General features: G+C 65.9%; 24 protein-coding genes. 9 read left to right on the top strand and 15 right to left on the bottom strand.

Going from position 1 to position 22,434, the window contains the following annotated elements; translation table 11 throughout:
* Positions 1-53: 53 nt before the first annotated feature.
* Together BZL41_RS22525 and BZL41_RS22520 are read right to left on the bottom strand one after the other, a co-directional pair.
* A complete protein-coding gene (locus tag BZL41_RS22525) occupies positions 54-3,194 on the bottom strand; it encodes an efflux RND transporter permease subunit (RefSeq protein ID WP_095601326.1) in 3,141 nt (1,046 codons plus the stop codon).
* 11 nt (positions 3,195-3,205) lie between these two features.
* Positions 3,206-4,366: an efflux RND transporter periplasmic adaptor subunit gene (locus tag BZL41_RS22520; RefSeq protein WP_095601325.1), complete on the bottom strand. Its 1,161-nt coding sequence runs from the start codon at positions 4,364-4,366 to the stop codon at positions 3,206-3,208.
* A gap of 162 nt (positions 4,367-4,528) precedes the next feature.
* Between BZL41_RS22520 and BZL41_RS22515 the strand changes: the two genes are divergently transcribed.
* Positions 4,529-5,161 carry a TetR family transcriptional regulator gene (locus BZL41_RS22515; RefSeq protein ID WP_095601324.1) on the top strand — a complete coding sequence of 211 codons (633 nt, stop codon included), beginning with the start codon at positions 4,529-4,531 and terminating at the stop codon, positions 5,159-5,161.
* Between the two features lie 6 nt (positions 5,162-5,167).
* Here BZL41_RS22515 and ribD read toward each other — a convergent pair whose 3' ends face one another.
* Positions 5,168-6,280 carry a bifunctional diaminohydroxyphosphoribosylaminopyrimidine deaminase/5-amino-6-(5-phosphoribosylamino)uracil reductase RibD gene (gene ribD / locus BZL41_RS22510; protein ID WP_095601323.1) on the bottom strand — a complete coding sequence of 371 codons (1,113 nt, stop codon included), beginning with the start codon at positions 6,278-6,280 and terminating at the stop codon, positions 5,168-5,170.
* The gene (gene nrdR / locus BZL41_RS22505; protein ID WP_084339600.1) at positions 6,280-6,744 is read right to left on the bottom strand and encodes a transcriptional regulator NrdR; all 465 of its coding nucleotides are present in this window, start codon (positions 6,742-6,744) and stop codon (positions 6,280-6,282) included. The genes ribD and nrdR overlap by 1 nt, the downstream gene beginning before the upstream one ends.
* Before the next feature lie 141 nt (positions 6,745-6,885).
* Here nrdR and BZL41_RS22500 point away from each other — a divergent pair, with 141 nt between their 5' ends.
* The 3 genes from BZL41_RS22500 to trxA all read left to right on the top strand — a co-directional run bounded on the left by BZL41_RS22500 (position 6,886) and on the right by trxA (position 8,973).
* On the top strand, positions 6,886-7,350 hold the full coding sequence (locus tag BZL41_RS22500) for a YbaY family lipoprotein (protein WP_095601322.1): 465 nt from the start codon (positions 6,886-6,888) through the stop codon (positions 7,348-7,350).
* Positions 7,347-8,003: a methyltransferase gene (locus BZL41_RS22495; RefSeq protein ID WP_095601321.1), complete on the top strand. Its 657-nt coding sequence runs from the start codon at positions 7,347-7,349 to the stop codon at positions 8,001-8,003. The genes BZL41_RS22500 and BZL41_RS22495 overlap by 4 nt, the downstream gene beginning before the upstream one ends.
* A gap of 97 nt (positions 8,004-8,100) precedes the next feature.
* A complete protein-coding gene (gene trxA / locus BZL41_RS22490) occupies positions 8,101-8,973 on the top strand; it encodes a thioredoxin (protein WP_095601320.1) in 873 nt (290 codons plus the stop codon).
* 59 nt (positions 8,974-9,032) lie between these two features.
* Here trxA and BZL41_RS22485 read toward each other — a convergent pair whose 3' ends face one another.
* Positions 9,033-9,371: a hypothetical protein gene (locus BZL41_RS22485; protein WP_095601319.1), complete on the bottom strand. Its 339-nt coding sequence runs from the start codon at positions 9,369-9,371 to the stop codon at positions 9,033-9,035.
* A gap of 132 nt (positions 9,372-9,503) precedes the next feature.
* Between BZL41_RS22485 and BZL41_RS22480 the strand changes: the two genes are divergently transcribed.
* The 4 genes from BZL41_RS22480 to BZL41_RS22465 all read left to right on the top strand — a co-directional run bounded on the left by BZL41_RS22480 (position 9,504) and on the right by BZL41_RS22465 (position 12,691).
* On the top strand, positions 9,504-10,097 hold the full coding sequence (locus BZL41_RS22480) for a DUF2796 domain-containing protein (protein WP_095601318.1): 594 nt from the start codon (positions 9,504-9,506) through the stop codon (positions 10,095-10,097).
* An 87-nt stretch (positions 10,098-10,184) separates the two neighbouring features.
* Positions 10,185-10,892: an ABC transporter ATP-binding protein gene (locus tag BZL41_RS22475; RefSeq protein WP_095601317.1), complete on the top strand. Its 708-nt coding sequence runs from the start codon at positions 10,185-10,187 to the stop codon at positions 10,890-10,892.
* A gap of 3 nt (positions 10,893-10,895) precedes the next feature.
* Positions 10,896-12,161: an ABC transporter permease gene (locus BZL41_RS22470; protein WP_095601316.1), complete on the top strand. Its 1,266-nt coding sequence runs from the start codon at positions 10,896-10,898 to the stop codon at positions 12,159-12,161.
* Between the two features lie 11 nt (positions 12,162-12,172).
* Positions 12,173-12,691 carry a DUF3299 domain-containing protein gene (locus tag BZL41_RS22465; protein WP_095601315.1) on the top strand — a complete coding sequence of 173 codons (519 nt, stop codon included), beginning with the start codon at positions 12,173-12,175 and terminating at the stop codon, positions 12,689-12,691.
* A gap of 49 nt (positions 12,692-12,740) precedes the next feature.
* Here the strand turns inward: BZL41_RS22465 and BZL41_RS22460 are convergent, their stop codons facing one another.
* From BZL41_RS22460 to BZL41_RS22435, 6 genes are read right to left on the bottom strand one after another with little or no spacing between them, the layout of a single operon-like run.
* Positions 12,741-13,844, bottom strand: coding sequence for a tetratricopeptide repeat protein (locus BZL41_RS22460; protein ID WP_095601314.1), 1,104 nt, complete (start codon positions 13,842-13,844; stop codon positions 12,741-12,743).
* A gap of 1 nt (position 13,845) precedes the next feature.
* Positions 13,846-14,529: an energy transducer TonB gene (locus tag BZL41_RS22455; RefSeq protein WP_095601313.1), complete on the bottom strand. Its 684-nt coding sequence runs from the start codon at positions 14,527-14,529 to the stop codon at positions 13,846-13,848.
* On the bottom strand, positions 14,530-14,943 hold the full coding sequence (locus BZL41_RS22450) for a biopolymer transporter ExbD (protein ID WP_084339579.1): 414 nt from the start codon (positions 14,941-14,943) through the stop codon (positions 14,530-14,532).
* A 10-nt stretch (positions 14,944-14,953) separates the two neighbouring features.
* Positions 14,954-15,499, bottom strand: coding sequence for a MotA/TolQ/ExbB proton channel family protein (locus BZL41_RS22445; protein WP_084339578.1), 546 nt, complete (start codon positions 15,497-15,499; stop codon positions 14,954-14,956).
* Positions 15,492-16,841 (bottom strand): MotA/TolQ/ExbB proton channel family protein, encoded by a 1,350-nt coding sequence (locus BZL41_RS22440; protein WP_095601312.1) that lies wholly within the window; start codon positions 16,839-16,841, stop codon positions 15,492-15,494. Before BZL41_RS22440 ends, BZL41_RS22445 begins: the two co-directional genes overlap by 8 nt.
* A complete protein-coding gene (locus BZL41_RS22435; protein WP_095601311.1) occupies positions 16,838-17,608 on the bottom strand; it encodes a DUF3450 domain-containing protein in 771 nt (256 codons plus the stop codon). The genes BZL41_RS22440 and BZL41_RS22435 overlap by 4 nt, the downstream gene beginning before the upstream one ends.
* A gap of 193 nt (positions 17,609-17,801) precedes the next feature.
* Here BZL41_RS22435 and BZL41_RS22430 point away from each other — a divergent pair, with 193 nt between their 5' ends.
* Positions 17,802-18,476 (top strand): OmpW family protein, encoded by a 675-nt coding sequence (locus BZL41_RS22430; RefSeq protein WP_084339575.1) that lies wholly within the window; start codon positions 17,802-17,804, stop codon positions 18,474-18,476.
* Between the two features lie 88 nt (positions 18,477-18,564).
* Here BZL41_RS22430 and BZL41_RS22425 read toward each other — a convergent pair whose 3' ends face one another.
* Genes BZL41_RS22425 through BZL41_RS22410 form a run of 4 tightly spaced genes read right to left on the bottom strand, consistent with a single transcriptional unit; the run spans position 18,565 to position 22,283 of the window.
* Positions 18,565-19,494, bottom strand: a complete 930-nt coding sequence (locus tag BZL41_RS22425; protein ID WP_095601310.1) for an NAD-dependent epimerase/dehydratase family protein — start codon at positions 19,492-19,494, stop codon at positions 18,565-18,567.
* Positions 19,487-20,371 (bottom strand): sugar nucleotide-binding protein, encoded by an 885-nt coding sequence (locus BZL41_RS22420; protein WP_095601309.1) that lies wholly within the window; start codon positions 20,369-20,371, stop codon positions 19,487-19,489. Before BZL41_RS22420 ends, BZL41_RS22425 begins: the two co-directional genes overlap by 8 nt.
* A 21-nt stretch (positions 20,372-20,392) precedes the next feature.
* Entirely contained in the window at positions 20,393-20,878 is a 486-nt protein-coding gene (locus BZL41_RS22415; protein WP_084339572.1) for a single-stranded DNA-binding protein, read from the bottom strand.
* Positions 20,879-20,894: 16 nt separating this feature from the next.
* Positions 20,895-22,283, bottom strand: coding sequence for an MFS transporter (locus BZL41_RS22410; protein WP_095601308.1), 1,389 nt, complete (start codon positions 22,281-22,283; stop codon positions 20,895-20,897).
* Positions 22,284-22,434: the final 151 nt, after the last annotated feature.

Genomic DNA, 22,434 nt, shown 5'->3' with positions numbered 1-22,434 from the left:
AGACGACGAAACGCCGCCGCCCTTACGGACGGCGGCGTTTCCCGGCGGCCAAGTCACTCGGCCTGGGCGGGCACCGCCTGCTTCCTGCGACTCCGGCCCAGGCGCTCGGCCCCAGCCTCCACCAGCAGGTAGAACATCGGGATGACGAACGTCGCCAGCAGGGTGGCGGCGAGCATCCCGCCGATCACCCCGGTGCCGATCGAGTGCCGGCTGGCCGAACCGGCCCCGGTGCTGATCGCCAGCGGCACGCAACCGAGAATGAAGGCCAGCGAGGTCATCACGATCGGGCGGAAGCGCAGCTTGGCCGCCTCCAGCGCCGATTCGAAGATTCCCATGCCCTGCTCGCGGCAGAGCACGGCGAACTCGACGATCAGAATGGCGTTCTTCGCCCCCAGGCCGATCAGGGTCACCAAGCCGACCTGGAAATACACGTCGTTCTGGATACCGCGCAGCCACACCGCGAGAATCGCGCCGAACACCGCGAAGGGCACCGCGGTGACCACCGCCAGCGGCAGGGTCCAGCGCTCGTACTGGGCGGCGAGGATCAGGAACACCATGATCAGGCCGAAGATGAATGCTGTGCTGCCCGAGCCCTGGCTGGCCAGTTCCTGGTAGGCCGAACCGATCCAGCCAATGCTGTAGTTCTCGCCGAGCACCTCGTCGGCGATCTCCTGCATCGCCGCCAGGGCCTGGCCGGAGCTGTAGCCGGGCGCCGGGCCGCCGAGGATCTTCGCCGCCGGGTAGACGTTGAAGCGCGCATAGCTGTCCGGTCCGAGGATGCGCCGCACCTTCACCAGGGTGGAAAGCGGCACCAGTTCGCCGGAGGCGGAGCGCACGTAGACCTGCGACAGGTCCTCCGGCTTGCGGCGGAACTCCGACTCCGACTGCAGGCTGACCTGCCAGGTCCGCCCGTAGAGGGTGAAGTCATTGACGTAATAGCTGCCGAAGGTGGCCTGCATCGCGGTGAACACATCGTTGATCGGCACGCCCAGGGCGCGGGCCTTGGTGCGGTCGAGGTCGATGTAGTACTGCGGCACGTTGGCGCTGAAGGTGGTGTTCACCCCGGCCAGTTCCGGCCGCTTGGCTGCCGCTGCGAGGAACGCCTGGACCTTCTCGCCGAGGGCTTCGGTGGTGCCGCCGCTGCGGTCCTGGATGTACGCCTCGAAGCCGCCGGTGGTGCTCATGCCAGTGATCGGCGGCGGATTGAAGGACAGCACCACACCATCCTTCTGCGCCGCGCCCATGCCCATGAATTCACGGGTGAGGTTGCGTGCGTCCAGTTCCGCCGTCTTGCGCTCGCTCCAGTCCTTGAGCGGCACGAAGGACACCCCGGCGTTGCTGCGCTGGCCGAAGGTGAGTACGTCGAAACCGGCGAAGGTGACCACATCCTGCACCGCTGGGTGCTTCATCATCTGCCGGGTGACATCGCTGGTCAGCGCGTCGGTGCGGGTCAGCGAGGCCGCTGGCGGCAGGAAGTAGGCATTGATCACGTATCCCTGGTCTTCGTCCGGCACCAGCGAGCCGGGCACGCGGTTGAACAGCAGCACCATGATGGCGATCATCCCGCCGAACAGCAGCAAGCCGATTACCGAGCGCTTGAGGAAGAACAGCACGCCGGCGGCATAGCCCGCGGTGAACCGGTCGAAGGCACGATTGAACCAGCGGAACGGCGCCGCCGGCTCCTTGTGTTCCATCTTCAGCAGCAACGCGCAGAGCGCCGGCGACAGGGTCAGGGCGACGATGCCGGAGATCACCACCGAAACCGCAATGGTGATGGCGAACTGTTTGTACATCTGCCCCGCCAGGCCGCCGAGGAAGCCCACCGGGATGAACACCGCGCAGAGCACCAGGACAATGGCCACGATAGGCCCAGTGACCTCCTCCATCGCCTTGATCGACGCCTCGCGGGCGCTGAGCCGCTGGGTGCGCATCACCCGCTCGACGTTCTCGATCACCACGATGGCGTCGTCCACCACGATACCGATGGCCAGCACCATGCCGAACAACGTGAGCAGGTTGATGGAGAAGCCGAGCATGTACATGCCGGCGAAGGTGCCGATCAGAGAGACCGGGATCGCCAGCACCGGGATCAGCGTGGCGCGCCAGTTCTGCAGGAAGATGAAGACCACCAGCACCACCAGCACCAGGGCCTCGAAGAAGGTCTTCACCACCTCCTCGATGGAGACCTTGACGAATTTGGTGGTGTCGTAGGGGATTTTGTAGGCGATGCCGTCGGGGAAGCGCTTGGACAACCGCTCCATGGTGTTACGGACGGCCTCGGCGGTGTCCAGGGCGTTGGCGCCCGGTTGCAGGTAGATACCGAACGCCGCGTTCTGCTGGCCGTTGAGGGTGGTCACCAGGGAGTAGTCCTGGGCGCCCAGTTCGATCCTCGCCACATCCCTCAGCAGCAGGCTGGCGCCAGTCTCGTCGGTGCGCAGAATGACGCTGCCGAACTCCTTCGGGTCGGTGAAACGGCCCTGGGTGGTCACCGTGTAGGTGAAATCCTGCTCCTCCTTCATCGGTTGCTGGCCGAAGCTGCCGGCGGCGAACTGGGAGTTCTGCTCGCGGATCGCATTGACCACGTCGGTGGGCGTCAGGTCGTACTGCGCCAGCTTGTCCGGGCGCAGCCAAATGCGCATGGAATAATCCTTGGAGCCGAACTGGCTGGCATCGCCGACGCCGTCCAGGCGCTTCAGCTCGTCGATCACGTTGATCAACGCGTAGTTGCTGATGTAGACGGGATCGCGCGAGTTGTCCGGCGAGTAGAGCGTCACCACCTGCAGAATGTCCGAGGACTTCTTCTGCACCTTGACGCCCTGCCGGCGCACTTCCTCCGGCAGCTTGGCCAGGGCCGCCTGGACCCGGTTGTTGACGTCGATGGTGGCCTGGTCCGGGTCGGTGCCGACCTGGAAATAGACGGTGAGCGACATCTGTCCGCTGCTGGAGGAGTTGGACAACTGGTAGATCATCCCCTCCACGCCATTGATCTGTTGCTCCAGCGGCGCGGCGACGGTTTCCGCGATCACCTGCGAGCTGGCGCCCGGGTAGTTGGCGGTCACCGAGACCTGCGGCGGCAGGATCTGCGGGTATTGGGCGATGGGCAGCGCGCGCATGGCGGCGAGGCCGGCGAGCACGATGACGATGGAAATGACCGCGGCGAATACCGGGCGGTCGATGAAGAAGCGTGAGATCACGGGAACGCTCCTCAGGACTGCTTGGGCTGGGCGGCGGGGGTTTCGGCGATCTTCACCGGCGTATCCGGGCGGACCTTGGGCAGCCCTTCGACGATCACCCGGTCACCGGCATCGACCCCGGATTCGATTACCCAGCGGCCGTTGGCGGTGCGCCCGGTGCTCACTTGGCGCACGCGCGCCACGCCCTGCTCGTCCACCACGTAGACGAAGGTACCGCGCGGCCCCTGGGAAACCGCACGCTCGGGCACGGTCACGGTATCCGGACGGGTCAGGCCCTTGACCAGCACCCGCACGAACTGGCCGGGCAGCAGCTTCTGCGCCGGATTGGGCACCACCGCACGGGCACTGACGGTACCGGTGCCGCGGTCGATCAGACTGTCGGTGAAGTCGACCTGGCCTTCCATGGGGTAGCTGGAGCCGTCGCCGAACTTCACCTCGACGTTCAGTTTTCCGCTCTCCGGCAGGGTCAGCTTGCCGGTCTGCATTTCCTGGCGCAGGCGCTCCGCCTCGGTGTCCGGGTAGGCGAAGTTGACGTAGATGGGGTCGAGCTGGGTCAGTTGGGTGAGCAGGCTGGAGTTCGGATCGCTGGCCACCACCAGGCTGCCTTCGGAACGGGTCTCGCGGCTGGTAATGCCGGAGATCGGCGCTTCCACGGTGGTGTAGTCGAGATCGATCTGGCGCGACTTCACCTCGGCTTCGGCGGCCTCGACGTTGGCCTTGCTCTGCTCGAAGTTGGACACCGCGTTATCCAGCTCGCTTTCGCTGGCGAAGCCTTTCTTCTGTAGCTCGCGGATGCGCTTGAGGTCACGCTCGGTCTGCCGATAGCGCGCCTGTTCCTGGGCCAGCGCACCCTTGGCGCGGGCCAACGCCGCCTCGTAGGTACGCGGATCGATGCGGAACAGCACCTGCCCCTTCTGCACTCGGCTGCCTTCCTGGTAGGTGCGCTCCTGCAGGATGCCGCTGACCTGGGCACGTACTTCCACTTCGCGGTAGCCGGCGGTGCGACCGGAATATTCCAGCACCAGCGGCATGGCTTCGGACTTGGCCGTTTCGACCACTACCTCCGGCGGCGGAGGAGCTGGCTGGGCATCGGCAGCTTGGGCGGAGGTTGCCGTCATAAGAGCGCTGAGCGCGCACAGCGGAACGAGGGATAGGCGACGGACTGAAGGCATAACGGGCTCCAAGGCACGACGGAAGCGAGTGAAATTTGAATACGATTCGCAGGAAAGGTGCCGATGCTGTTACATACATTCACGTTTGTAAACAGACCATTGGCGGCAAAATCGTTACACTCTGTTCCCTCGACAGAGCCTAGCCGTGAATCGCCGCCTCGTATGCGTAGAACCAAGGAACAAGCCGAACAGACTCGCGTCGCCATCCTGGCGGCGGCCGAAGTTCTGTTCCTGAAAAATGGCGTGGCTCACACCACCCTCGAACAGGTGGCGCGGGAAGCGGGGGTGACCCGAGGCGCGGTCTATTGGCACTTCCAGAACAAGGCCCATCTGTTCCACGAAATGCTCAACCAGGTACGCCTGCCGCCGGAGCAACTCGCCGAACGCCTGTGCGGCTGCGACGGCCAGAATCCACTGATGGCGTTGCGTGACCTGTGTGTGGAGGCGGTGGAAAACCTGGCGCGGGACGAGCAGAAACGGCGCATCTTCACCATCCTGCTGCACCGCTGCGAATTCACCGACGAACTGCGCGACGCCGAAGAGCGACACAATGCCTTCGTCAATCAGTTCATTTCATTGTGCGAGCAATTGTTCGAACGCTCCGCCGAACGTCTTCATCAGGGACTGACGCCACGCCTGGCCGCACGTACCCTGCATGCCGGCATCGTTGGTCTGTTCACCGACTGGACGCGCGACCCGCTGCTGTTCGATCCGTTGCAGGAAACCGCCGCGCTGATCGACGCCCTGTTCCGCGGCCTGGTGCGCGACTGGAGCGCCACGGCCAACCCACACTGAAGGCAGTCAGAGCGGAACGGCGGTGATCCGCCAATCGTCGCCGACCGCGCGGATATCGGTGATCTTCAATTCCTTCGCCTCGGCCATCCGCACCAGCGGCAGGTCGAGCAGCGGGCGGGCGCTGGAACCGAGGAATTTCGGCGCGACGAAGAGCTGGTACTCGTCGACCAGCCCGAGGCGGGCGAAAGCCCCGGCCAGCCGTGGTCCCGCTTCCACCAGCACCTCGTTGGCGCCGCGCGCGGCCAGTTCGACCAGCAGCCGGTTCAGGTCCACGTGCCCGTTACTGCCTGGCACGGCGAGCAGCTCGTGGCCATCCTCGAGAAAACGATCACGTGCCGATGCCGCCGCGCACGTCGCCACCAACGCCGGTCCGACCTGGAAGAACGGCGCACTCAGAGGTACCCGCAGGCGGCCGTCGACCAATACGCGCAACGGCGGACGCATCAGCGCCAGGGCGGTCAGCTCGGCATTGAGGCCCAGCTCCTCGGGGCGCACCGTCAGCCGCGCCTGATCGGCGAGCACCGTGTCCGCCCCGGTCAGCACCACACTGGCCCGGGCCCGCAAGCGCTGCACTGCGGCACGTGCGGCCGGGCCGGTAATCCACTGGCTTTCGCCGCTGGCCATCGCCGTGCGGCCGTCCAGGCTCATGGCCAGCTTGACCCGGACGAAGGGCAAGCCCTTCTCCATGCGTTTGATGAAGCCGGCGTTCAGCGCCCGTGCTTCCGCCTCCAGCATGCCGCTCTGCACGGCGATGCCGACATCGGCCAGACGCTGCAAGCCACGGCCGGATACCTGTGGATTGGGGTCCTGCATGGCTGCCACCACGCGGGCAACTCCCGCGTTCACCAACGCATCCGCACAGGGCGGGGTACGGCCGTGGTGGCTGCAAGGCTCCAGCGTCACGTAGGCGGTCGCGCCTTTTGCCTTGTCGCCGGCCTGGCGCAAGGCATGCACTTCGGCGTGGGGCTCGCCGGCGCGGGCATGCCAGCCCTCACCAACGATGCGGCCGTCGCGCACGATCACGCAGCCGACACGGGGATTGGGGTGGGTGGAGTAAAGCCCTTTGCGCGCCAGCTCCAGGGCTCGGGCCATGTAGGCCTGATCGGGAAGTGCCGGCATCAGTCTTTCGACGGCTCGCGGGCCAGGCGCTCGATTTCCTCGCGGAATTCGTTGAGATCCTGGAAACGCCGGTAGACCGAGGCGAAGCGGATGTAGGCCACTTCGTCGAGTTTCTGCAATTCGGCCATCACCAGTTCGCCCAGCACTCGCGACTTGACCTCGCGCTCGCCGGTGGCACGTAGCTTGTGCTTGATATGGGCGATGGCCTCTTCCAGGCGCTCGACGCTGACCGGCCGCTTTTCCAGCGCCCGCTGCATGCCGGCGCGGAGTTTTTCCTCGTCGAACGGCTGGCGGCTGCCGTCCTGCTTGATCAGCCGGGGCATGACCAGCTCGGCGGTTTCGAAGGTGGTGAAGCGCTCGCCGCAGGCCAGGCATTCGCGGCGGCGGCGCACGTGCTCGCCCTCGGCGACCAGGCGGGAATCGATGACCTTGGTGTCGTGGGCACCGCAGAAAGGACAGTGCATGATGAAGGCAGTACGGATGAAAGGAGGCCCATGGTAGCGCATCCCGCCGGCAAGACAAGCCGAGGCTTTTGCGCTATACAGGCGCCCCGTTCGCAGGGCCGCGGCCCTGCCATACTGTCGTGGTTGCGATGGATGCTTCCCATGCCGATACGCCTGCGCCTACTGGCCCTTACCCTCCTGCTCAGCGCCTGCGCCAGCGCGCCCGACTCAACGCCGGTGACGCCCGCCACGCCGCCCGCGGCGGCTCCCAGTGTTAGCCCGGCGCCGCCTGTCGATACTCCGATGCCGTTGCCGGCACATTTGCGCGAGATCAGCGGACGGCTGCTCGGTGCCCCCAGCGGCGCCGAGGTGGAGCTGGCCTTGCTGCAAGTGGATGAGCGCGGCCGCCCGCGCAAGCTGCTGGCCAGCCTGAGCCGACGGGCCGATGGCACGCCGCTGGCGTTCGCCCTGCGCTTCAACCCGGAAGCCTTTCCCGGCGCCGCGCGCGTCGAACTGCGTGGCCGCGCCAGCCATTCCGGGCGCCTGATCCTGCGCCTGCCGCCCCGCACCATCCCCACGCCCACCAACCAAGTGCTCGGCGACCTCTCGCTGGTGCCCGCCCCATGAATGCACCCGACAACCTGCAACGCGCGCTGAGCGAACTGCTGGGCGACGCCCGCCTGGTGGCCGAGTCCCTGCCCGGCACTGACCTGCATCTCTGGCTGATCGACGCGGCAAACATGGACCGCGCGTTCAGCCCCGAAGAAACCCGCCGTATTTTGGAAGAGCCGCCGTACTGGAGCTTCTGCTGGGCCAGCGGTCTGGCCCTGGCGCGCTGGTTGGCGGAACGGCCGGAATGGGTGCGCGGCAAGCGTGTGCTGGATTTCGGCGCCGGCTCCGGCGTGGCGGCCATCGCAGCGGCCAAGGCCGGCGCGCTGGAGGTGGTGGCCTGCGATCTCGACCCGCTGGCGTTGGATTCCTGCCGGGCCAACGCCGCGCTGAACGGTGTCGCCCTGCAGTATTCGGAGGACTTCTTTGCCGAGGCCGACCGCTTCGACCTGATCCTGGTGGCCGACGTACTCTACGACCGGGCCAACTTGCCGCTGCTCGACCAGTTCCTCAGCCGGGGCCGCGAAGCGTTGGTGGCCGACTCGCGGGTACGCGATTTCCAGCATCCGCTATACCGGCGCCTGGCCGTGCTCGACGCCTGCACCTGGCCGGACCTGGCGGAGCCGGCGGAATTCCGTAGCGTCAGCCTCTACCATGCCAAGCGGCAATAGCGGCAAGTGGGGTCAGTGTGAGATAGCCTGCGCTTTTCCTTGAAGCTTGCGGCTCGAAGCTGGAAGCTATCCCCTTTTCAATGCGAAAGCCCTTCCCATGAGCGATACCCCCTACATCTTCGACGTGTCCGGTGCCGCCAGCTTCGAACGGCTGGTGATCGAAAACTCCTTCCACAAGCCAGTACTGGTGGACTTCTGGGCCGAATGGTGCGCGCCGTGCAAAGCGCTGATGCCGCTGCTGGCGCAGATCGCCGAGAGCTACCAGGGCGAGCTGCTGCTGGCCAAGGTCAACTGCGATGTCGAGCAGGACATCGTCATGCGCTTCGGCATCCGCAGCCTGCCGACCGTGGTGCTGTTCAAGGATGGCCAGCCGGTGGACGGCTTCGCTGGCGCCCAGCCGGAATCGGCGATCCGCGCCATGCTCGAGCCGCATGTGGCGGAACCGGCCACGCCCCAGGCCAACCTGCTGGAGAGCGCCCAGGCCGCCTTCGCCGAAGGTCGTATCGGCGAGGCGGAGAGCCTGCTCAAGCAACTGCTGACCGAAGACAACGAGAACGCCGCCGCGCTCATCCTCTATGCCCGCTGCCTGGCCGAGCGCGGCGAACTGGGCGAAGCCGAGACCGTGCTGAACGCCGTGAAAGGCGACGAGCACAAGCAGGCGCTGGCCGGCGCCAAGGCCCAGTTGACCTTCCTGCGCCGCGCCGCCGACCTGCCGGAAGTGGCGCTGCTGAAATCGCGCCTGGCGCAGAACGCTGAGGACGACGAGGCCGCTTACCAACTGGCGATCCAGCAACTGGCCCGCCAGCAATACGAAGCCGCCCTGGACGCTCTGCTCAAGCTGTTCGTGCGCAACCGCGGCTACGACAACGGCGCCCCTCACTCGACCCTGCTGCAAGTGTTCGACCTGCTGGGCAACGACCATCCGCTGGTAACCCTGTATCGCCGCAAGCTGTACCAGGCGATCTACTAAAAAGCAGCGGCAAGTCCCGGCTTTCCTTGTGGCTTGCCGCTGGAAGCTTATAGCTGCTCTTATGTCTGCCAGCGATAGAGCGGTGTATCGGCGCCGCTCTCCAGCTTCACCTGCGGGCAATGGCGCAAGCGCACCAGCAGGCGCTTGCCGGCGTCGGCGCTGCCGGCCAGGGCTTGCAACTGGGCCAGCAGATCGGGGCCTTCCATCTGACCGGCGGTGCGCAGCAGGTCCTGGGCGCTCTGCCAGATAGCGTCGACCGGCTGGCTGCGCGCTGGAGCGGGCCTGGCCTCCTCCGGTACGATCGCCTGAACGCAGGCCAGTCGTGCCCAATCCTCATCGTCCAGTTCCACCGTCAGGTCCACCGGCCACGTACCGATGGTTCCGCGAATTCTCAGCATCTCCCGCTCCTCATCCCACAAGAATGCGAAGCATGCTCCCATGCCCTCCACCGGCACACCAGACGCTGGCCAGACCGCAATGAAAGTTGTTATAACGTAACAACTTCAAGTCGTACCCCTCTGGAGAACACCATGCGCCGCCTGCTGCTCGCCCTGCCCTTCGCCCTCCTGCCCCTGGCCATCGCACAGGCCAACGAAGACGACCATCACCACGATCACGACCATGCGCACGAAGAGCATGGTAGCCTGGGCGCCCACGAACACGGTGTCGCCCGGCTGAACGCGGTACTCGACGGCAACTCGCTGGAGATCGAACTGGAAAGCCCGTCGATGAACCTGGTCGGCTTCGAACACGAAGCCCACAGCGAGGAAGACAAGGCCAAGGTTGCCGCTACCCGCGACCAACTGGAAAAACCCGCCGCTCTGTTCGGGCTCCCGGCCGCCGCCGGTTGCGAGCTGGCCAAGCAGGAGCTGGAAAGCCCGCTGTTCGGCGACGAAGACGAACACCACGAAGCAGAAGCCGGGCACGATCACGAAGAAGAGCACAGCGAGATTCACGCCCACTACCGGTTCACCTGCAACGCACCCGAGGCGCTCGAGGGCTTGAACCTGTCCGGACTGTTCGGCACATTCCCCGCCACCCAGAAAATTCAGGTACAACTGATCGGCCCCAATGGTCAGCAAGGTGCCGAAGCCAACGCGCAGAACGCCCGCCTGAATTTCTGACCTGAGTACATTCCGGGGCGGGCATGGGCTCGCCCCTTTTGCCATTCTGTTTTCCGGCGAACGGACTCGCCCCACAGCCGAAGAACGATGAACGCGCCCCTGATCGAACTCCATGAACTCGGCTTCGCCTGGCCCGGCCAGGACGAACTGCTGGATATTCCTGCGTTCCGCCTGGAAGCCGGCGAGACCCTGTTTCTCAAAGGGCCATCCGGCAGCGGCAAGACCACCCTCCTCGGCCTGCTCGGCGGGGTGCAGAAGCCCGGACGCGGCAGCATCCGCCTGCTCGGCACCGATCTCGGCGCACTCTCCGCCAGCGCCCGCGACCACTTCCGCGTCGACCACACCGGCTACATTTTCCAGCAGTTCAACCTGCTGCCGTTCCTCTCGGTGCGCGAAAACGTCGAGCTGCCCTGTCACTTTTCCCGCCTGCGGGCGCAGCGCGCCGAACAACGTCACGGCAGCGTGGACAAGGCCGCCGCCAGCCTGCTCGCACACCTGGGGCTGAAGGAAGAACTGCTGATGCGCCGTGCCGACTCGCTGTCCATCGGCCAGCAGCAACGCGTCGCCGCCGCCCGCGCCCTGATCGGCCAGCCGGAACTGGTGATCGCCGACGAGCCCACCTCGGCGCTTGATGCCGATGCCCGCGAGGCATTCCTGCGCCTGCTCTTCGCCGAATGCCGCGAAGCCGGCGCCAGCCTGCTGTTCGTCAGCCATGACCAGAGCCTCGCCCCGCTTTTCGATCGCAGCCTGTCCCTGGCCGAACTCAATCGCGCCAGCCGTCCCGTCGAGGCCTGATCCATGTACCTATTGCGCCTGGCCCTGGCCAGTCTGGCCAACCGCCGTTTTACCGCGCTGCTCACCGTATTCGCCATCGCCCTGTCGGTCACCCTGCTGCTGGCCGTGGAGCGGGTACGCACTGAAGCGCGCGCCAGCTTCGCCAGCACCATCAGCGGCACCGACCTGATCGTCGGCGCCCGTTCCGGCTCGGTGAACCTGCTGCTGTATTCGGTGTTCCGCATCGGCAATGCCACCAACAACATCCGCTGGGACAGCTTCGAGCACTTCGCCCAGCATCGTCAGGTGAAATGGGCGATCCCGATCTCCCTCGGCGACTCCCACCGCGGCTACCGGGTGATGGGAACCAGCGCTGCCTACTTCGAACACTACCGCTACGGTCGCGGCCAGCCGCTGGAAATCGCCCAGGGCCGCCCCTTCGAACAGGACCCGTTCGAAGTGGTGCTCGGTGCCGAAGTGGCCGACACCCTCGGCTACGGGTTGGGCGAGGAAATCGTCCTGGCCCACGGCGTGGCCACCGTAAGCCTGGTCAAGCACGACGACAAGCCGTTCAAGGTGGTGGGCATCCTCAAGCGCACCGGCACCCCAGTGGACCGCACCCTGCATATCAGCCTGGCCGGTATGGAAGCCCTGCACGTCGACTGGCAGAACGGCGTGCCTGCCCGAGGCGCCGGCAAGGTGAGCGCCGAGCAGGCCCGTCACATGGACCTGCAACCGAAGGCGATCACCGCTTTCATGCTCGGCCTGAACAGCAAGATCGCCACCTTCGCCGTACAACGCGAGATCAACGACTACCGGGGCGAACCGCTGCTGGCGATCCTCCCCGGCGTCGCCCTGCAGGAACTCTGGGGTTTGATGGGCACGGCGGAAAAGGCGCTGCTGGTGGTGTCCTGGTTCGTCGTGCTGACCGGATTGATCGGCATGCTCACTGCCATCCTCACCAGCCTCAACGAACGGCGCCGGGAGATGGCCATCCTCCGCTCGGTGGGCGCACGGCCCTGGCATATCGCCGGGCTGCTGGTGCTGGAAGCCTTCGCCCTGGCCCTGGCCGGCGTGCTGCTCGGTCTGGCGCTGCTGTACCTCGGCATCGCCCTGGCCCAGGGCTATGTGCAGGTGCAGTACGGCCTGTACCTGCCGCTGGCGGTACCCAGCCGCTATGAGTGGGGCCTGCTCGGCGCTATTCTGGGCGCCGCCCTGCTGATCGGCAGCGTGCCGGCCTGGCGCGCCTATCGGCAGTCGCTGGCCGATGGTCTGTCGATCCGTCTATGAGGATGTCGTTGATGTTGCGTTCCCTGCTGGCCCTGCTGTTGTTGACCGCCCTGCCCGTCTGGGCCGGCGACGTGCGCGAACTGAACTGGTCGGAGCTGATCCCGGCGGATGCCCCGCCGCCGCCCCCTCCGGTCGCCGTGCACGATCTATCGCAACTGGCCAACGCGCTGGAAGCCGAAGCCGGCCCGGCCGCTACCCAGCAATCGCCCGCCGCACCGGTGGTCAAAGCGTTGGATGGTCAGGAAGTGAAACTGCCGGGGTACATCGTGCCGCTGGACGTGACCGACGAAGGCCGGGTGACCGAATTCCTGCTGGTCCCCTACTTCGGCGCGTGCATCCACGTACCGCCGCCGCCGTCGAACCAGATCGTGCATGTCCGCAGCGAATTGGGCGTGTTGATGGATGCGCTGTACCAGCCGTTCTGGGTCGAAGGGCCACTGAAAGTGGAACACACCAGCAGCGAACTGGCCGATGCCGGCTACCAGATCGAGGCGAGCAAGATCTATCCCTACGAATTGCCGGATAGTTGAGAGGCGGGCGAACTTATTCGCCCATAATCACCGCACCTACGCCGAACACTCAGCGCGTGTATCCGTTGACGCTGGCCACACGGTTTTCCCGCTCGAAGCTCAGCTCGCCTTCTGCCCACTCGCGCCAGGCACGTACCTTGCCGCGGTCGACACCGGCGCGCTCGGCCTGCTTGAGCGCTTCCAGGCCCGCCTGCCAGCGCGATTGCTCCAGCTCCAGTTGGGCGACGTTCATCCACAGTTTGCCGCTGCCGGATTTGTTCGCCAGGGCCCGGTAGATCTTCGCCGCTTCCCCACGCTCGCGGGCCTGCCACCAAAGCATGCCGAGTCGCTCTTCACGCGCCGGAGTACGCGCCAGCAGCCCGTTTTCCAGCATACCGTCGAGCAGCTTCGCGCCCTGCCAGGGCTGGCCAGCAGCGCTGGCCAGCAGTACCAGGTTGTCCAACTCGCTTTCGCTGAAGCGCAACCCCTTGCGATAGGCGGCACGCAGGGTCGCCAGGGCCTTGTCGTGACGGTCGGCCATCTGTTGCAACGCGGCGAGCTGACGCCAGTTGCGTGGCTCATCGGGCTTGCGCGCCAGCAACTGGCGCTGCCAGCGCTCGGCTACCGCATAGCGTTTCAATTCGGCATTACCCGCGACGAGGAACTGCAGCCAGGTATCCGCCGCAGCCGGATTGGTCTGGACGTAACGCTCGGCCAACGGTAGCGCTTTCTCATGCTGGCCAAGCCCCTGGTAGGCCTGCACCAGCAATTGCAGCACCTCTTCGCTGGCATTGGCCGGCGCCGGCGCGATCAGTTGCACCACCTTGGCATAGCGCCCTTCGACCAGGTTGAGCCTGGCCAGGTTGAGGCGTTCGAGGGGCAGTTGTTCCTTATCCAGCTTGCCGCTGGATACGGCCTTGTCGAGCCATTCGATGGCCTTGCCGTTCTGCCCTTCGGCCCAGGCCAGATAGCCCTGGCTGCGCCAGACCAACGCTTCTTCCAGGCTGCCCGGCTTGGCCTTGGCATCCGCCAAGGCGCGGCGCGCGGCGGAATAATCCCCCTTCTGCTGTGCCGCGCGCGCCGTTTCCAGCGCGCGGAAGACAGCCGGGTCGATGCTCTGCGCCGCATGGGCGGAACCGGTCAACAGAACCAGCAGGAGCAACAGGCGATGCATCTCAGCTTCCCTCCTTCAGACGGAAGAACAGGGTTTTCACCGCTTCGCGATTCACCGCCAAGCCATTCTCGGTACGCGGGGCGAAACGCCAGCGCGCCGCGGCACGGCGGGCTTCGCGGTCGAAGACGTTCTTCGGCGACGCCTCGACCACGCGAATGTTTTCCACATTACCGGCACGGTTGATGGTGAAGGCCAGCTTGACGTGCCCTTCGATCCCTCTTTGCAAGGCGAAACGCGGGTACTCGGGGCTGATGTCGTTTAGCGGCATGACTTCGCTTTCCGGGCCACCAGGCTGTCCGGCGCTTTCCACCGGATCGCTCGGCACGCTGGGCGCGGCACCAGCAGTGAGGCCGGCCAGGCTCGGGGTCGGCGCACTCGCCACACTGACATTGCTGTTCAGGCTCGGCAGGGCCAGGTCCAGCGACGGCAGGTTGGCGCTCGGCGTGGCGGCCACCGGCGTGGGCGGAGTCGGCGGTTGCGGCGTCTTGGGCTGCGGTGGTTGCGGTGCCTGCTGCCGGGTCCGGGTGGCGGTGGAGCTGGTGTTGCCATCCAGGCGGACGAAGTTGGCAACGGTCACCGGCTCGTCGATCGCCTTGCTGCGCGGCGGCGCCACCATGCTCAGCATGAGGGCGAACAGCGCCAGGGCCATCAGGCAGGCGGCGGCGAAGGACAGCGGCAGACGCATTCAGAGCGCTCCCGAGCTGGCTGCCAGGGCCACGTCCTGCACACCCGCCTGGCGCGCCTGGTCCATCACCTGCACCACCAGACCGGTGCGGGCATCACGGTCGGCCTGCACCACCACGGCGCCCTCCGGCTGGTCGACGCGCATGCGCTCGACGTGGGCGCGTACGCTGCGCACATCGACCACCTGCTTGTCCATCCAGATCTGCCCATCGGCGGTGATGGCAATCAGGATGTTGCCCTTGTCCTGCGGGCTGGCGGTGTCGGCCTGGGGCCGCTGCACTTCGACGCCGGACTCCTTGATGAAGGAGCTGGTGACGATGAAAAAGATCAGCATGATGAACACTACGTCCAGCATCGGGGTGAGGTCGATGCCGGTGTCTTCGTCCTGCTGGTAATGATGGCGACGCATTCTCATCGCAATGACCTCAATCGTGACGCAGCTGGTCGGCCAGCCGGTCGAGTGCCTGGCGCGCGTTGCGTTCGAGACGCGCCAAGCTGAACAGTCCAGGGATCGCCAGCACCATGCCGGCCATGGTCGGCAGGGTCGCCTGCCAGACGCCAGCGGCCATGCCGCGCGGGTTACCGGTGCCGTTGACGGCAAGCACGTCGAACACGGCGACCATGCCGCAGACAGTGCCGAGCAGGCCAAGCAGCGGGTACAGCGCCACCAGCGTCTTGCTCAGCCGCAACGGGCCGGCCAGTTGCTGTTGCGCCTGTGCCAGCCAGGCGTTGCGCACCGCGCGCTGCCAGTTGCCGGGCTCGTCGCCGAGGTGCTGCCACGCCTGGCGGCGCTCGGCGACCCACTGCGGAAAAATCCGCCGCATGAACCAGAAGCGCTCGAACACCAACGTCCAATAGATCACGCAGAGCGCAGCGAGTGCCCACATCACGAACCCGCCGGCGGCCATGAAGTCGAGCAGCGCATAGGCGCTGTCGACCAGGCGCAGCCAGGTGGCGTGCAGATCAGTCACGGCGCGGCGCCCCCGACAGGTGCAGGGCGATCAGCCCGGCGCTCTGCTGCTCGAGCAGTTGGATCAGGCTCTTGCTGCGGCTGGCCAGCAGGCTATGCAGGAACAGCAGCGGAATCGCCACCACCAGACCCAGCACCGTGGTCACCAGGGCCTGGGAGATGCCGTCGGCCATCAGCCGCGAATCGCCGCCACCGCTCTGGGTGATAGCCTGGAAGGTGACGATCATGCCGGTCACGGTACCCAGCAGGCCGAGCAGCGGTGCGACCGCGCTAAGCAGCTTGAGCAGCCCCTGGCCACGCTCCAGCGGCGGGGTTTCCTGAAGGATGGCCTCGTCCAGCTTGAGTTCGAGAGTTTCCAAGTCGGAAAGCTGGGGCTTCGGCCCCAATACGCCGATGACACGGCCCAGCGGGTTGTCCTCGCGCGGCGCGCCGAGCGACTGCATCTGGCTGTTGACCTTGCGCTGGACCCCGGCCAAGTAGGTCATGCGCCAGAGAGCGAGGAACAGGCCGAGCGCGCCGAGCACCAGGATTACGCCACCAACCAGCCCGCCCTGCTGAACGCGATCCCACAGGCCGGGTTGCCGCTGCAACTGCGCCAACAGGGTACCGCGGCTGGGGTCGACGGGCAGCGTGGCCAACGGCTCCTTGCTGCTCACGAAGTCTTCCACCAAACCCAGGCCGGACGGCTGGCGTGGCGGCGCCAGCAGCTCGCCAGCATCGGCGTCGTAGCGCAGGAAGGCGTCGTCGCTGTAGGCGGAGAAGGTGCCGACGCGCAGCACCGGACGCGGCTCGCGATGGCCGTCGGTTCCCACTACCGGCAATTCGACACGCTCCACCCGGCCACTGGCGGCGAGGTCGTCGAGCAGCAGCATCCAGTAGCCGTCGAGGTCGTCGGCGGACGGCAGGCTGCGACTTTCGGCCAGGGCCTTGAGGCGCTTGAGACGATCCGGGTACTGGGCGTTGAGCAGGCTGTCCTGCCACTGACCGGCGACATCGCCGGCGCTCTGGCGGACTACACCGAAGAGTTCGCCGAGATGGCCGACACGCTGGGCCAGCAGTTTTTCCTGCTCGGCCAGCTCGGCTTCCTGACGGTCGAACTCGGCCTTGAGCCGCTCGGCTTCGGCCTTCTGCTGATTCAGAGCGGCACGCGCGCTGGCCAGCAACTGGGCCTGTTCGCTGCGGCGGGCGATGAAGGCTTGCTCGCGCTCCTGCATGGCACTGGCTTCGGCGGCTCGTTCGTTGCGAATGCGTTGCAGCAGTTGGTCGGGAGTCAGGGTTTCAGCGGCCTGTGCAAGGCACGGCAAGAGGCCGAAGATGAAAACGGGGAGCAGACGGCGGCTCATTGTGCGGTCTCCTGGGCCGGGGTCTTCACGGGCAGTTCCAGATAGGCCGGAGCCTGCTGCTGGCGAGCGATGGCGATGGCCTGCGCGAGCGGACGGCGGGCGTCGCCGCCGAGCACCTTCCAGCTACGGCTCTGCGGGTCCCACCAGCCGCTCTCGTGACCGTCGAGGGTCTGGTAATAGAGCATCACCCGGCCGAGGCGGAGGAATTCCACGCTGCGCGGGCCGCCTTCGTCCGGCAGCTCGCCACGCCAGGCCTCGAGGGTGCGGCCATAGTCACTCTCGATCTGGTAGGCCTCGAGAATGCGGCGATATTTCTCCGCCAGGCTGACGTCGGCGCGCGGCAACAGCTCCTGCAACTGTGCCAGGCGATCGGCGCGCTCCTCGGGGAGGAACGGCAGATCGGCGGCAATGAACTCGCCCAGTACTTCCACCATTCGGCGCATCTGCGGGGTGACCGCCTCCTGGGTGCGCTCGATGCCGTCGAGTTGCTGCTGGTAGCTGGCCAGCTCCTTGCGCTGCGCGGCGGTCAGCTCGCGCAACTGGGCGTTGTAGCCCTTCAGAGCCTCGGCTTGCTGCAAGGCACTTCGGTACTCGTCGAGCATCTGCCGACTAGCATCATCCAGTTGTTCGATGCGGGCCTGGGAGGCCTTGGCCTCTTCGGCCAGGCGTTGGCTTTCTTCCAGTGCGGAATCCAGCGGGGCGGCGGCCAGCGGCAGACTACCCGCCAACAGCGCGGCAGCCAGCAGGCGGGAGGGGTAAGGCATCATGCGGAGAAGTCCTCGACAGACAGGGCTTGCTTCAAAAGAGAAACATTATCATCCGCAAACACGTTCGAAGCAATGGACAAAAAGCCGCATCGCCCATAGGGGTATTTATTGAGCTACGTCAAACCACGCGTTCCATTAGCTCCCTAACATCGCCATCAGCCAAAACCACTGATGACTCAACGGAGCCTTCACTATGCGCAAGTCCCTGTTCACCGCGTCCGTACTGGCCATGGCGCTGGCCGCCCCCTTCGCCCAGGCCCACCAGGCTGGCGACATCATCGTTCGCGCGGGCGCCGCAACCGTTGACCCGCACGAAGACAGCAGCACCATTTCCACCGCTGCCACCGGCTCCCTGGCCGGCACCAAAGCGACCCTGGACAGCGACACCCAACTGGGCCTGACCGGCACCTACATGCTGACCGATCACGTCGGTATCGAACTGCTGGCCGCCACTCCGTTCCAGCACCAAGTGAGCATCAAGGGCATGCCGCTGGGCCTGGACGGCAAGCTGGCCGACGTCAAGCATCTGCCGCCGACCCTCTCCGTGCAGTACTACCCGCTGGACGCCAGCTCCCAGATCCAGCCCTATGTCGGCGCCGGCCTGAACTACACCATGTTCTTCGATGAAGAACTGACCGGCCAGCGCAAGGACCAGGGCTTCAGCAACCTGGAGCTGGACGACTCCTGGGGCCTGGCCCTGCAAGCCGGCGTGGACTTCATGCTGACCGACAACGTGCTGCTGAACGCCGCTGTCTGGTACATCGACATCGATACCACCGCCACCGCCGACTCCGCCTTCGGCAAAGTGAAAGTGGATGTGGACGTCGATCCGTGGGTCTACATGGTCGGCCTGGGCTACAAGTTCTGATCGACCGACGTTTCTGCGGGGAACTCTCCGCTCAAGGCGCCTTCGGGCGCCTTTTTTATTGCCCGCGGAACGGCACGAGAGGCAGGGGTCAGCGCCCCAGGAGACGCGCGATACCGACCCGGAGCGGCGTCGGTTCGGGGAAGCGATAACGGCCCAGCAGACACTGGTTGTTGGCACGCGAGTGACGAATATCGCCCGGACGCGCCTCGGCATGACTCACCGGCGGCAGCCCGCCCAGCACCTCGCCGATAGCGGCCAACAGCTGATTGAGGCTGGTGGTCTGCCCGAGCCCCACGTTCGCCGCGCCCGGCTCGGCGCCCGACAGCTCCAGCGCCTGCACCAGCACCTCCACCAGATCGGCGACATAGACGAAGTCACGGGTCTGCTCGCCATCGCCGAACACCGTGATCGGCTGCCCTTTCAAGGCACGCTCGGTGAAGATGCTGATCACCCCGGAGTATGGCGAGGACGGATCCTGGCGCGGCCCGTAGATGTTGAAGAAACGGAAGATCGCCGGCTCCAGCCCATGCTGGCGGCGATAGAAATCGAGGTAATACTCGCTGGCCAGCTTGTCCGACGCATAGGGCGTCAGCGGTGCCTTCGGCGTGTCCTCATCGATCGCCATGCCCTCGCCGTTGTTCCCGTAGACCGCCGCACTGGAGGCGAACAGCACACGGCGAATACCCAGCCGGCGCATGGCCTCGCAGATATTCAGCGTACCGACGAAATTGCTTTGGTGCGTACTCACCGGATCGTCCACCGAGGCCTGCACCGAGGCTACCGCCGCCAGATGCACGACGCTCCGACATCCTTCGACAACGCGCAGCACGAGGTCAGCATCGGCCACGTCGCCCGTCACCAGCTCGCACTTCGGATTATCCAGCGGCAGGTTCTCGCGCTTGCCGCTGGACAGGTTGTCCAGCACGCGAACGCTGTAACCCTTGGCCAGCAGAGCGTCGACCAAGTGGGAGCCGATAAAACCGGCCCCGCCGGTCACCAGGATGGGGGAATCAGACATGGCGGTAATAGCGATCCAGCAGAGTCGGCAAGGCAGCGCGCCAGGCGCGGGGCTTGATACCGAAGGTATGGAGGATTTTCTTGCAGGCCAGCACGGCATGCTGGGGTTCGTCCGACGCATCGGGACGGGCCGCATGCGCCTGCGGGGTGATCTGTTCGACCGCCACGGAACGCAAGGTGCGCACCTCGGCGAGGATCGCCTGGCCCAAGGCCAGCGGCGTGGTCGCCTCATGCCCACCGTAGTGGTAGGTGCCCCACAGCGGCGCCTGGCAGTCCAGTTGTTTCAGCACGGCCAGGATCACCCGCGCGGCATCGTCCACCGGCGTCGGGTTGCCGCGTCGGTCATCGGCGAGGAGCAGCTCGGACTCGCGCTCGGCACGGGCGAGGAAGCGGCCCAACTGGCCCTCATGGCTCTCGTCGAGCACCCAGCCGAAGCGCAGCAGCACATGCCGTGGGCAGAGCGCGCGCACGGATTGTTCGCAACGCCAGAGCACCTGTCCACGCAGGCCGAGCGGTACCGGCTCGTCCTTCTCGCTATAGGCAGTGGCGCGCGAGCCGTCGAACACCCGGTAGCTGGAAGGCTGCAAGAGAACGATGTCGTGGTACTGGCAAAGCTCGGCCAGACGCTCCACCGCCCGTTCCTGGGCGGCAAAACGCGACGCGTCCACCGCTTCGGCCTGGAACCAGTCGAAGTAGTAGGCGAGATTGATGACGGCTTCCGGACGGGTCTCGTCCAGCAACTGGGTCAGGCTGGTGGCATCCCAGCCCTGATCGGGCGGGCGCGGCGCAAGGAAACTGATGTCCTCTTCGGCCCCGAGACGGATCAGCGCCTGTCCCAGGGCACTACCGCCGCCCAGCAGCATCAGGCGCATGTGCATGGTGATGCGAGCGGCTCCAGATCAGAACGGAATGTCGTCGTCGAAGCTGTCGTAGTCCGGAGCCGGCTGGGCCTGCTGCGGTGCCGGACGCGATTCGCGCGGGGCCTGCTGCTGCGGCTCGCGCTGCGGACGCGGCGCGCGCGGGGCGTCGTCGGAATTGCCGCCACGGCCGCCGAGCAGCTGCATGGTGCCGTTCATGTCGACGACGATTTCAGTGGTATAGCGCTTGACGCCATCCTTTTCCCACTCGCGGGTCTGCAGGCGACCCTCGACGTAACACTGCGAACCCTTGCGCAGGTATTCGCCGGCGATTTCCGCCACCTTGCCGAAGAACACCACGCGGTGCCACTCGGTACGTTCCTGCAGTTGACCGGTCTGCTTGTCTTTCCAGCTATCGGTAGTCGCCAGAGTGACGTTGGTCACCGCATTGCCGTTGGGCAGATAGCGGGTTTCCGGGTCGCCGCCGACGTTGCCGATCAGAATGACTTTGTTAACCCCACGGGCCATGACGTTCTCCTAGGCTTCAGCACGCCGCGGGCGCCGGATCGATCAGGCGCTCCAGGGACGTGCGGTCCAATTGTTCGGTATCCACTTTGATATAGATGGCGCCTTCTTCGGCAACCACCACGGCATCCGCCACTCCGGGCAATGCCAGCAATCGCTCGGCCAATCCCGCGTCGCGCTGCGTTGCGGGCGACAACGGCAGGCGCAAGCTCGTTACATACGGAGGCTCGCGCATGGTAACAGCAATTGCCAGCCAGAGGGCACAGAGCACCGCGCAGCCGATGAACACCATGCCCAACCCTCCCTGAGCGAACAGCCAGCCTCCAAGGATGCCGCCCAGCGCCGCGCCGAGGAACTGACTGGTGGAGTAGACCCCCATCGCCGTGCCCTTCCCGCCGGCCGGCGCCACCTTGCTGATCAGCGACGGCAGACTGGCCTCGAGCAGGTTGAAGGCGGTGAAGAAAACCACCGCACCGATCACTAGGGCGCGCAGGCTGGTGCCGAGCTGCCAGAAGAACAGTTCGCACAGCAGCAGCACGGCGACTGCCCCGATCAGGACTCGCTTCATGCGGCGCTTCTTCTCGCCATAAATGATGAACGGGATCATCGCGAAGAAGCTGACCAGCAAGGCCGTGAGATAGACCCACCAATGCTCCTCCTTGGGCAATCCGCCACGCTCGACCAGCGCCAGCGGCAGCGCGACGAAGCTGGCCATGAGGATCGCGTGCAGCGCGAGGATGCCGAAATCCAGCCGCAGCAGATCGGGGTGGCGCAAGGTGGCGCCCAGCGCCTGCTTCGCCACACCGGACTCACGGTGCTGCAAGGGATGATCGGCCCTGGGCACCAGCCCGGCGATGATCAGCACACCGACCAACGCCATTGCCGCGGTCGCCCAGAACAAACCGGGCAACCCGAACGCACGGGTCAGCAGCGGGCCGACCACCATGGCCACGGCGAAGGAAATGCCGATGCTCATGCCGATCATGGCCATCGCCTTGGTCCGGTGTTGCTCACGGGTGAGGTCGGAAAGCAATGCCATCACCGCCGCCGAGATGGCGCCCGCGCCTTGCAATACGCGACCGGCGATCACGCCCCAAATCGAATCGGCGTTGGCCGCCAAGACACTGCCGGCGGCAAAGATCAGCAGCCCGACATAGATCACCGGCCGCCGGCCGATGCGATCGGAAATCACACCGAAGGGAATCTGCAGGATGGCCTGGGTCAGGCCGTAGGCGCCAATGGCCAAGCCGATCAGGGATGGAGTCGCACCGGCGAGATCCTGTCCGTAAGTCGCCAGCACCGGAAGCACCATGAACATGCCCAGCATGCGGAAGGCGAAAACCAGCGCCAGCCCTCCGGCGGCGCGTGTCTCACTGCGGCTCATGCGTTCGCTGTGCGGATCGTGCATCTATCTGGCTCTACCCTCTGAAACCGGCGGCGATTCTACCAGCCCGAATCGCCGAGGGCCCGCGTAAAAGCGTCACGCGGCAACCCCCGCCGCCCAGGGTGGTCGGAGAAAGACCAGCCGCGCTTTGCCGCGGCGTTGCGGCGGACCGTAT

Source organism: Pseudomonas sp. PIC25, from assembly GCF_002286785.1.
In the GTDB taxonomy this organism is placed as follows: Bacteria; Pseudomonadota; Gammaproteobacteria; order Pseudomonadales; family Pseudomonadaceae; genus Pseudomonas_M.
The sequence above is the reverse complement of the archived record's forward strand: the minus strand, read 5'-3'. Positions and strand labels throughout refer to the sequence as shown.

Bases quoted from the DNA above. Each gene is read 5' to 3' on its own strand.
- BZL41_RS22520 (WP_095601325.1), bottom strand. From the start codon at position 4,366: ATGCCTTCAGTCCGTCGCCTATCCCTCGTTCCGCTGTGCGCGCTCAGC.
- BZL41_RS22515 (WP_095601324.1), top strand. From the start codon at position 4,529: ATGCGTAGAACCAAGGAACAAGCCGAACAGACTCGCGTCGCCATCCTG.
- ribD (WP_095601323.1), bottom strand. From the start codon at position 6,280: ATGCCGGCACTTCCCGATCAGGCCTACATGGCCCGAGCCCTGGAGCTG.
- nrdR (WP_084339600.1), bottom strand. From the start codon at position 6,744: ATGCACTGTCCTTTCTGCGGTGCCCACGACACCAAGGTCATCGATTCC.
- BZL41_RS22500 (WP_095601322.1), top strand. From the start codon at position 6,886: ATGCCGATACGCCTGCGCCTACTGGCCCTTACCCTCCTGCTCAGCGCC.
- BZL41_RS22495 (WP_095601321.1), top strand. From the start codon at position 7,347: ATGAATGCACCCGACAACCTGCAACGCGCGCTGAGCGAACTGCTGGGC.
- trxA (WP_095601320.1), top strand. From the start codon at position 8,101: ATGAGCGATACCCCCTACATCTTCGACGTGTCCGGTGCCGCCAGCTTC.
- BZL41_RS22485 (WP_095601319.1), bottom strand. From the start codon at position 9,371: ATGCTGAGAATTCGCGGAACCATCGGTACGTGGCCGGTGGACCTGACG.
- BZL41_RS22480 (WP_095601318.1), top strand. From the start codon at position 9,504: ATGCGCCGCCTGCTGCTCGCCCTGCCCTTCGCCCTCCTGCCCCTGGCC.
- BZL41_RS22475 (WP_095601317.1), top strand. From the start codon at position 10,185: ATGAACGCGCCCCTGATCGAACTCCATGAACTCGGCTTCGCCTGGCCC.
- BZL41_RS22470 (WP_095601316.1), top strand. From the start codon at position 10,896: ATGTACCTATTGCGCCTGGCCCTGGCCAGTCTGGCCAACCGCCGTTTT.
- BZL41_RS22465 (WP_095601315.1), top strand. From the start codon at position 12,173: ATGTTGCGTTCCCTGCTGGCCCTGCTGTTGTTGACCGCCCTGCCCGTC.
- BZL41_RS22460 (WP_095601314.1), bottom strand. From the start codon at position 13,844: ATGCATCGCCTGTTGCTCCTGCTGGTTCTGTTGACCGGTTCCGCCCAT.
- BZL41_RS22455 (WP_095601313.1), bottom strand. From the start codon at position 14,529: ATGCGTCTGCCGCTGTCCTTCGCCGCCGCCTGCCTGATGGCCCTGGCG.
- BZL41_RS22450 (WP_084339579.1), bottom strand. From the start codon at position 14,943: ATGAGAATGCGTCGCCATCATTACCAGCAGGACGAAGACACCGGCATC.
- BZL41_RS22440 (WP_095601312.1), bottom strand. From the start codon at position 16,841: ATGAGCCGCCGTCTGCTCCCCGTTTTCATCTTCGGCCTCTTGCCGTGC.
- BZL41_RS22435 (WP_095601311.1), bottom strand. From the start codon at position 17,608: ATGATGCCTTACCCCTCCCGCCTGCTGGCTGCCGCGCTGTTGGCGGGT.
- BZL41_RS22430 (WP_084339575.1), top strand. From the start codon at position 17,802: ATGCGCAAGTCCCTGTTCACCGCGTCCGTACTGGCCATGGCGCTGGCC.
- BZL41_RS22425 (WP_095601310.1), bottom strand. From the start codon at position 19,494: ATGTCTGATTCCCCCATCCTGGTGACCGGCGGGGCCGGTTTTATCGGC.
- BZL41_RS22420 (WP_095601309.1), bottom strand. From the start codon at position 20,371: ATGCACATGCGCCTGATGCTGCTGGGCGGCGGTAGTGCCCTGGGACAG.
- BZL41_RS22415 (WP_084339572.1), bottom strand. From the start codon at position 20,878: ATGGCCCGTGGGGTTAACAAAGTCATTCTGATCGGCAACGTCGGCGGC.
- BZL41_RS22410 (WP_095601308.1), bottom strand. From the start codon at position 22,283: ATGCACGATCCGCACAGCGAACGCATGAGCCGCAGTGAGACACGCGCC.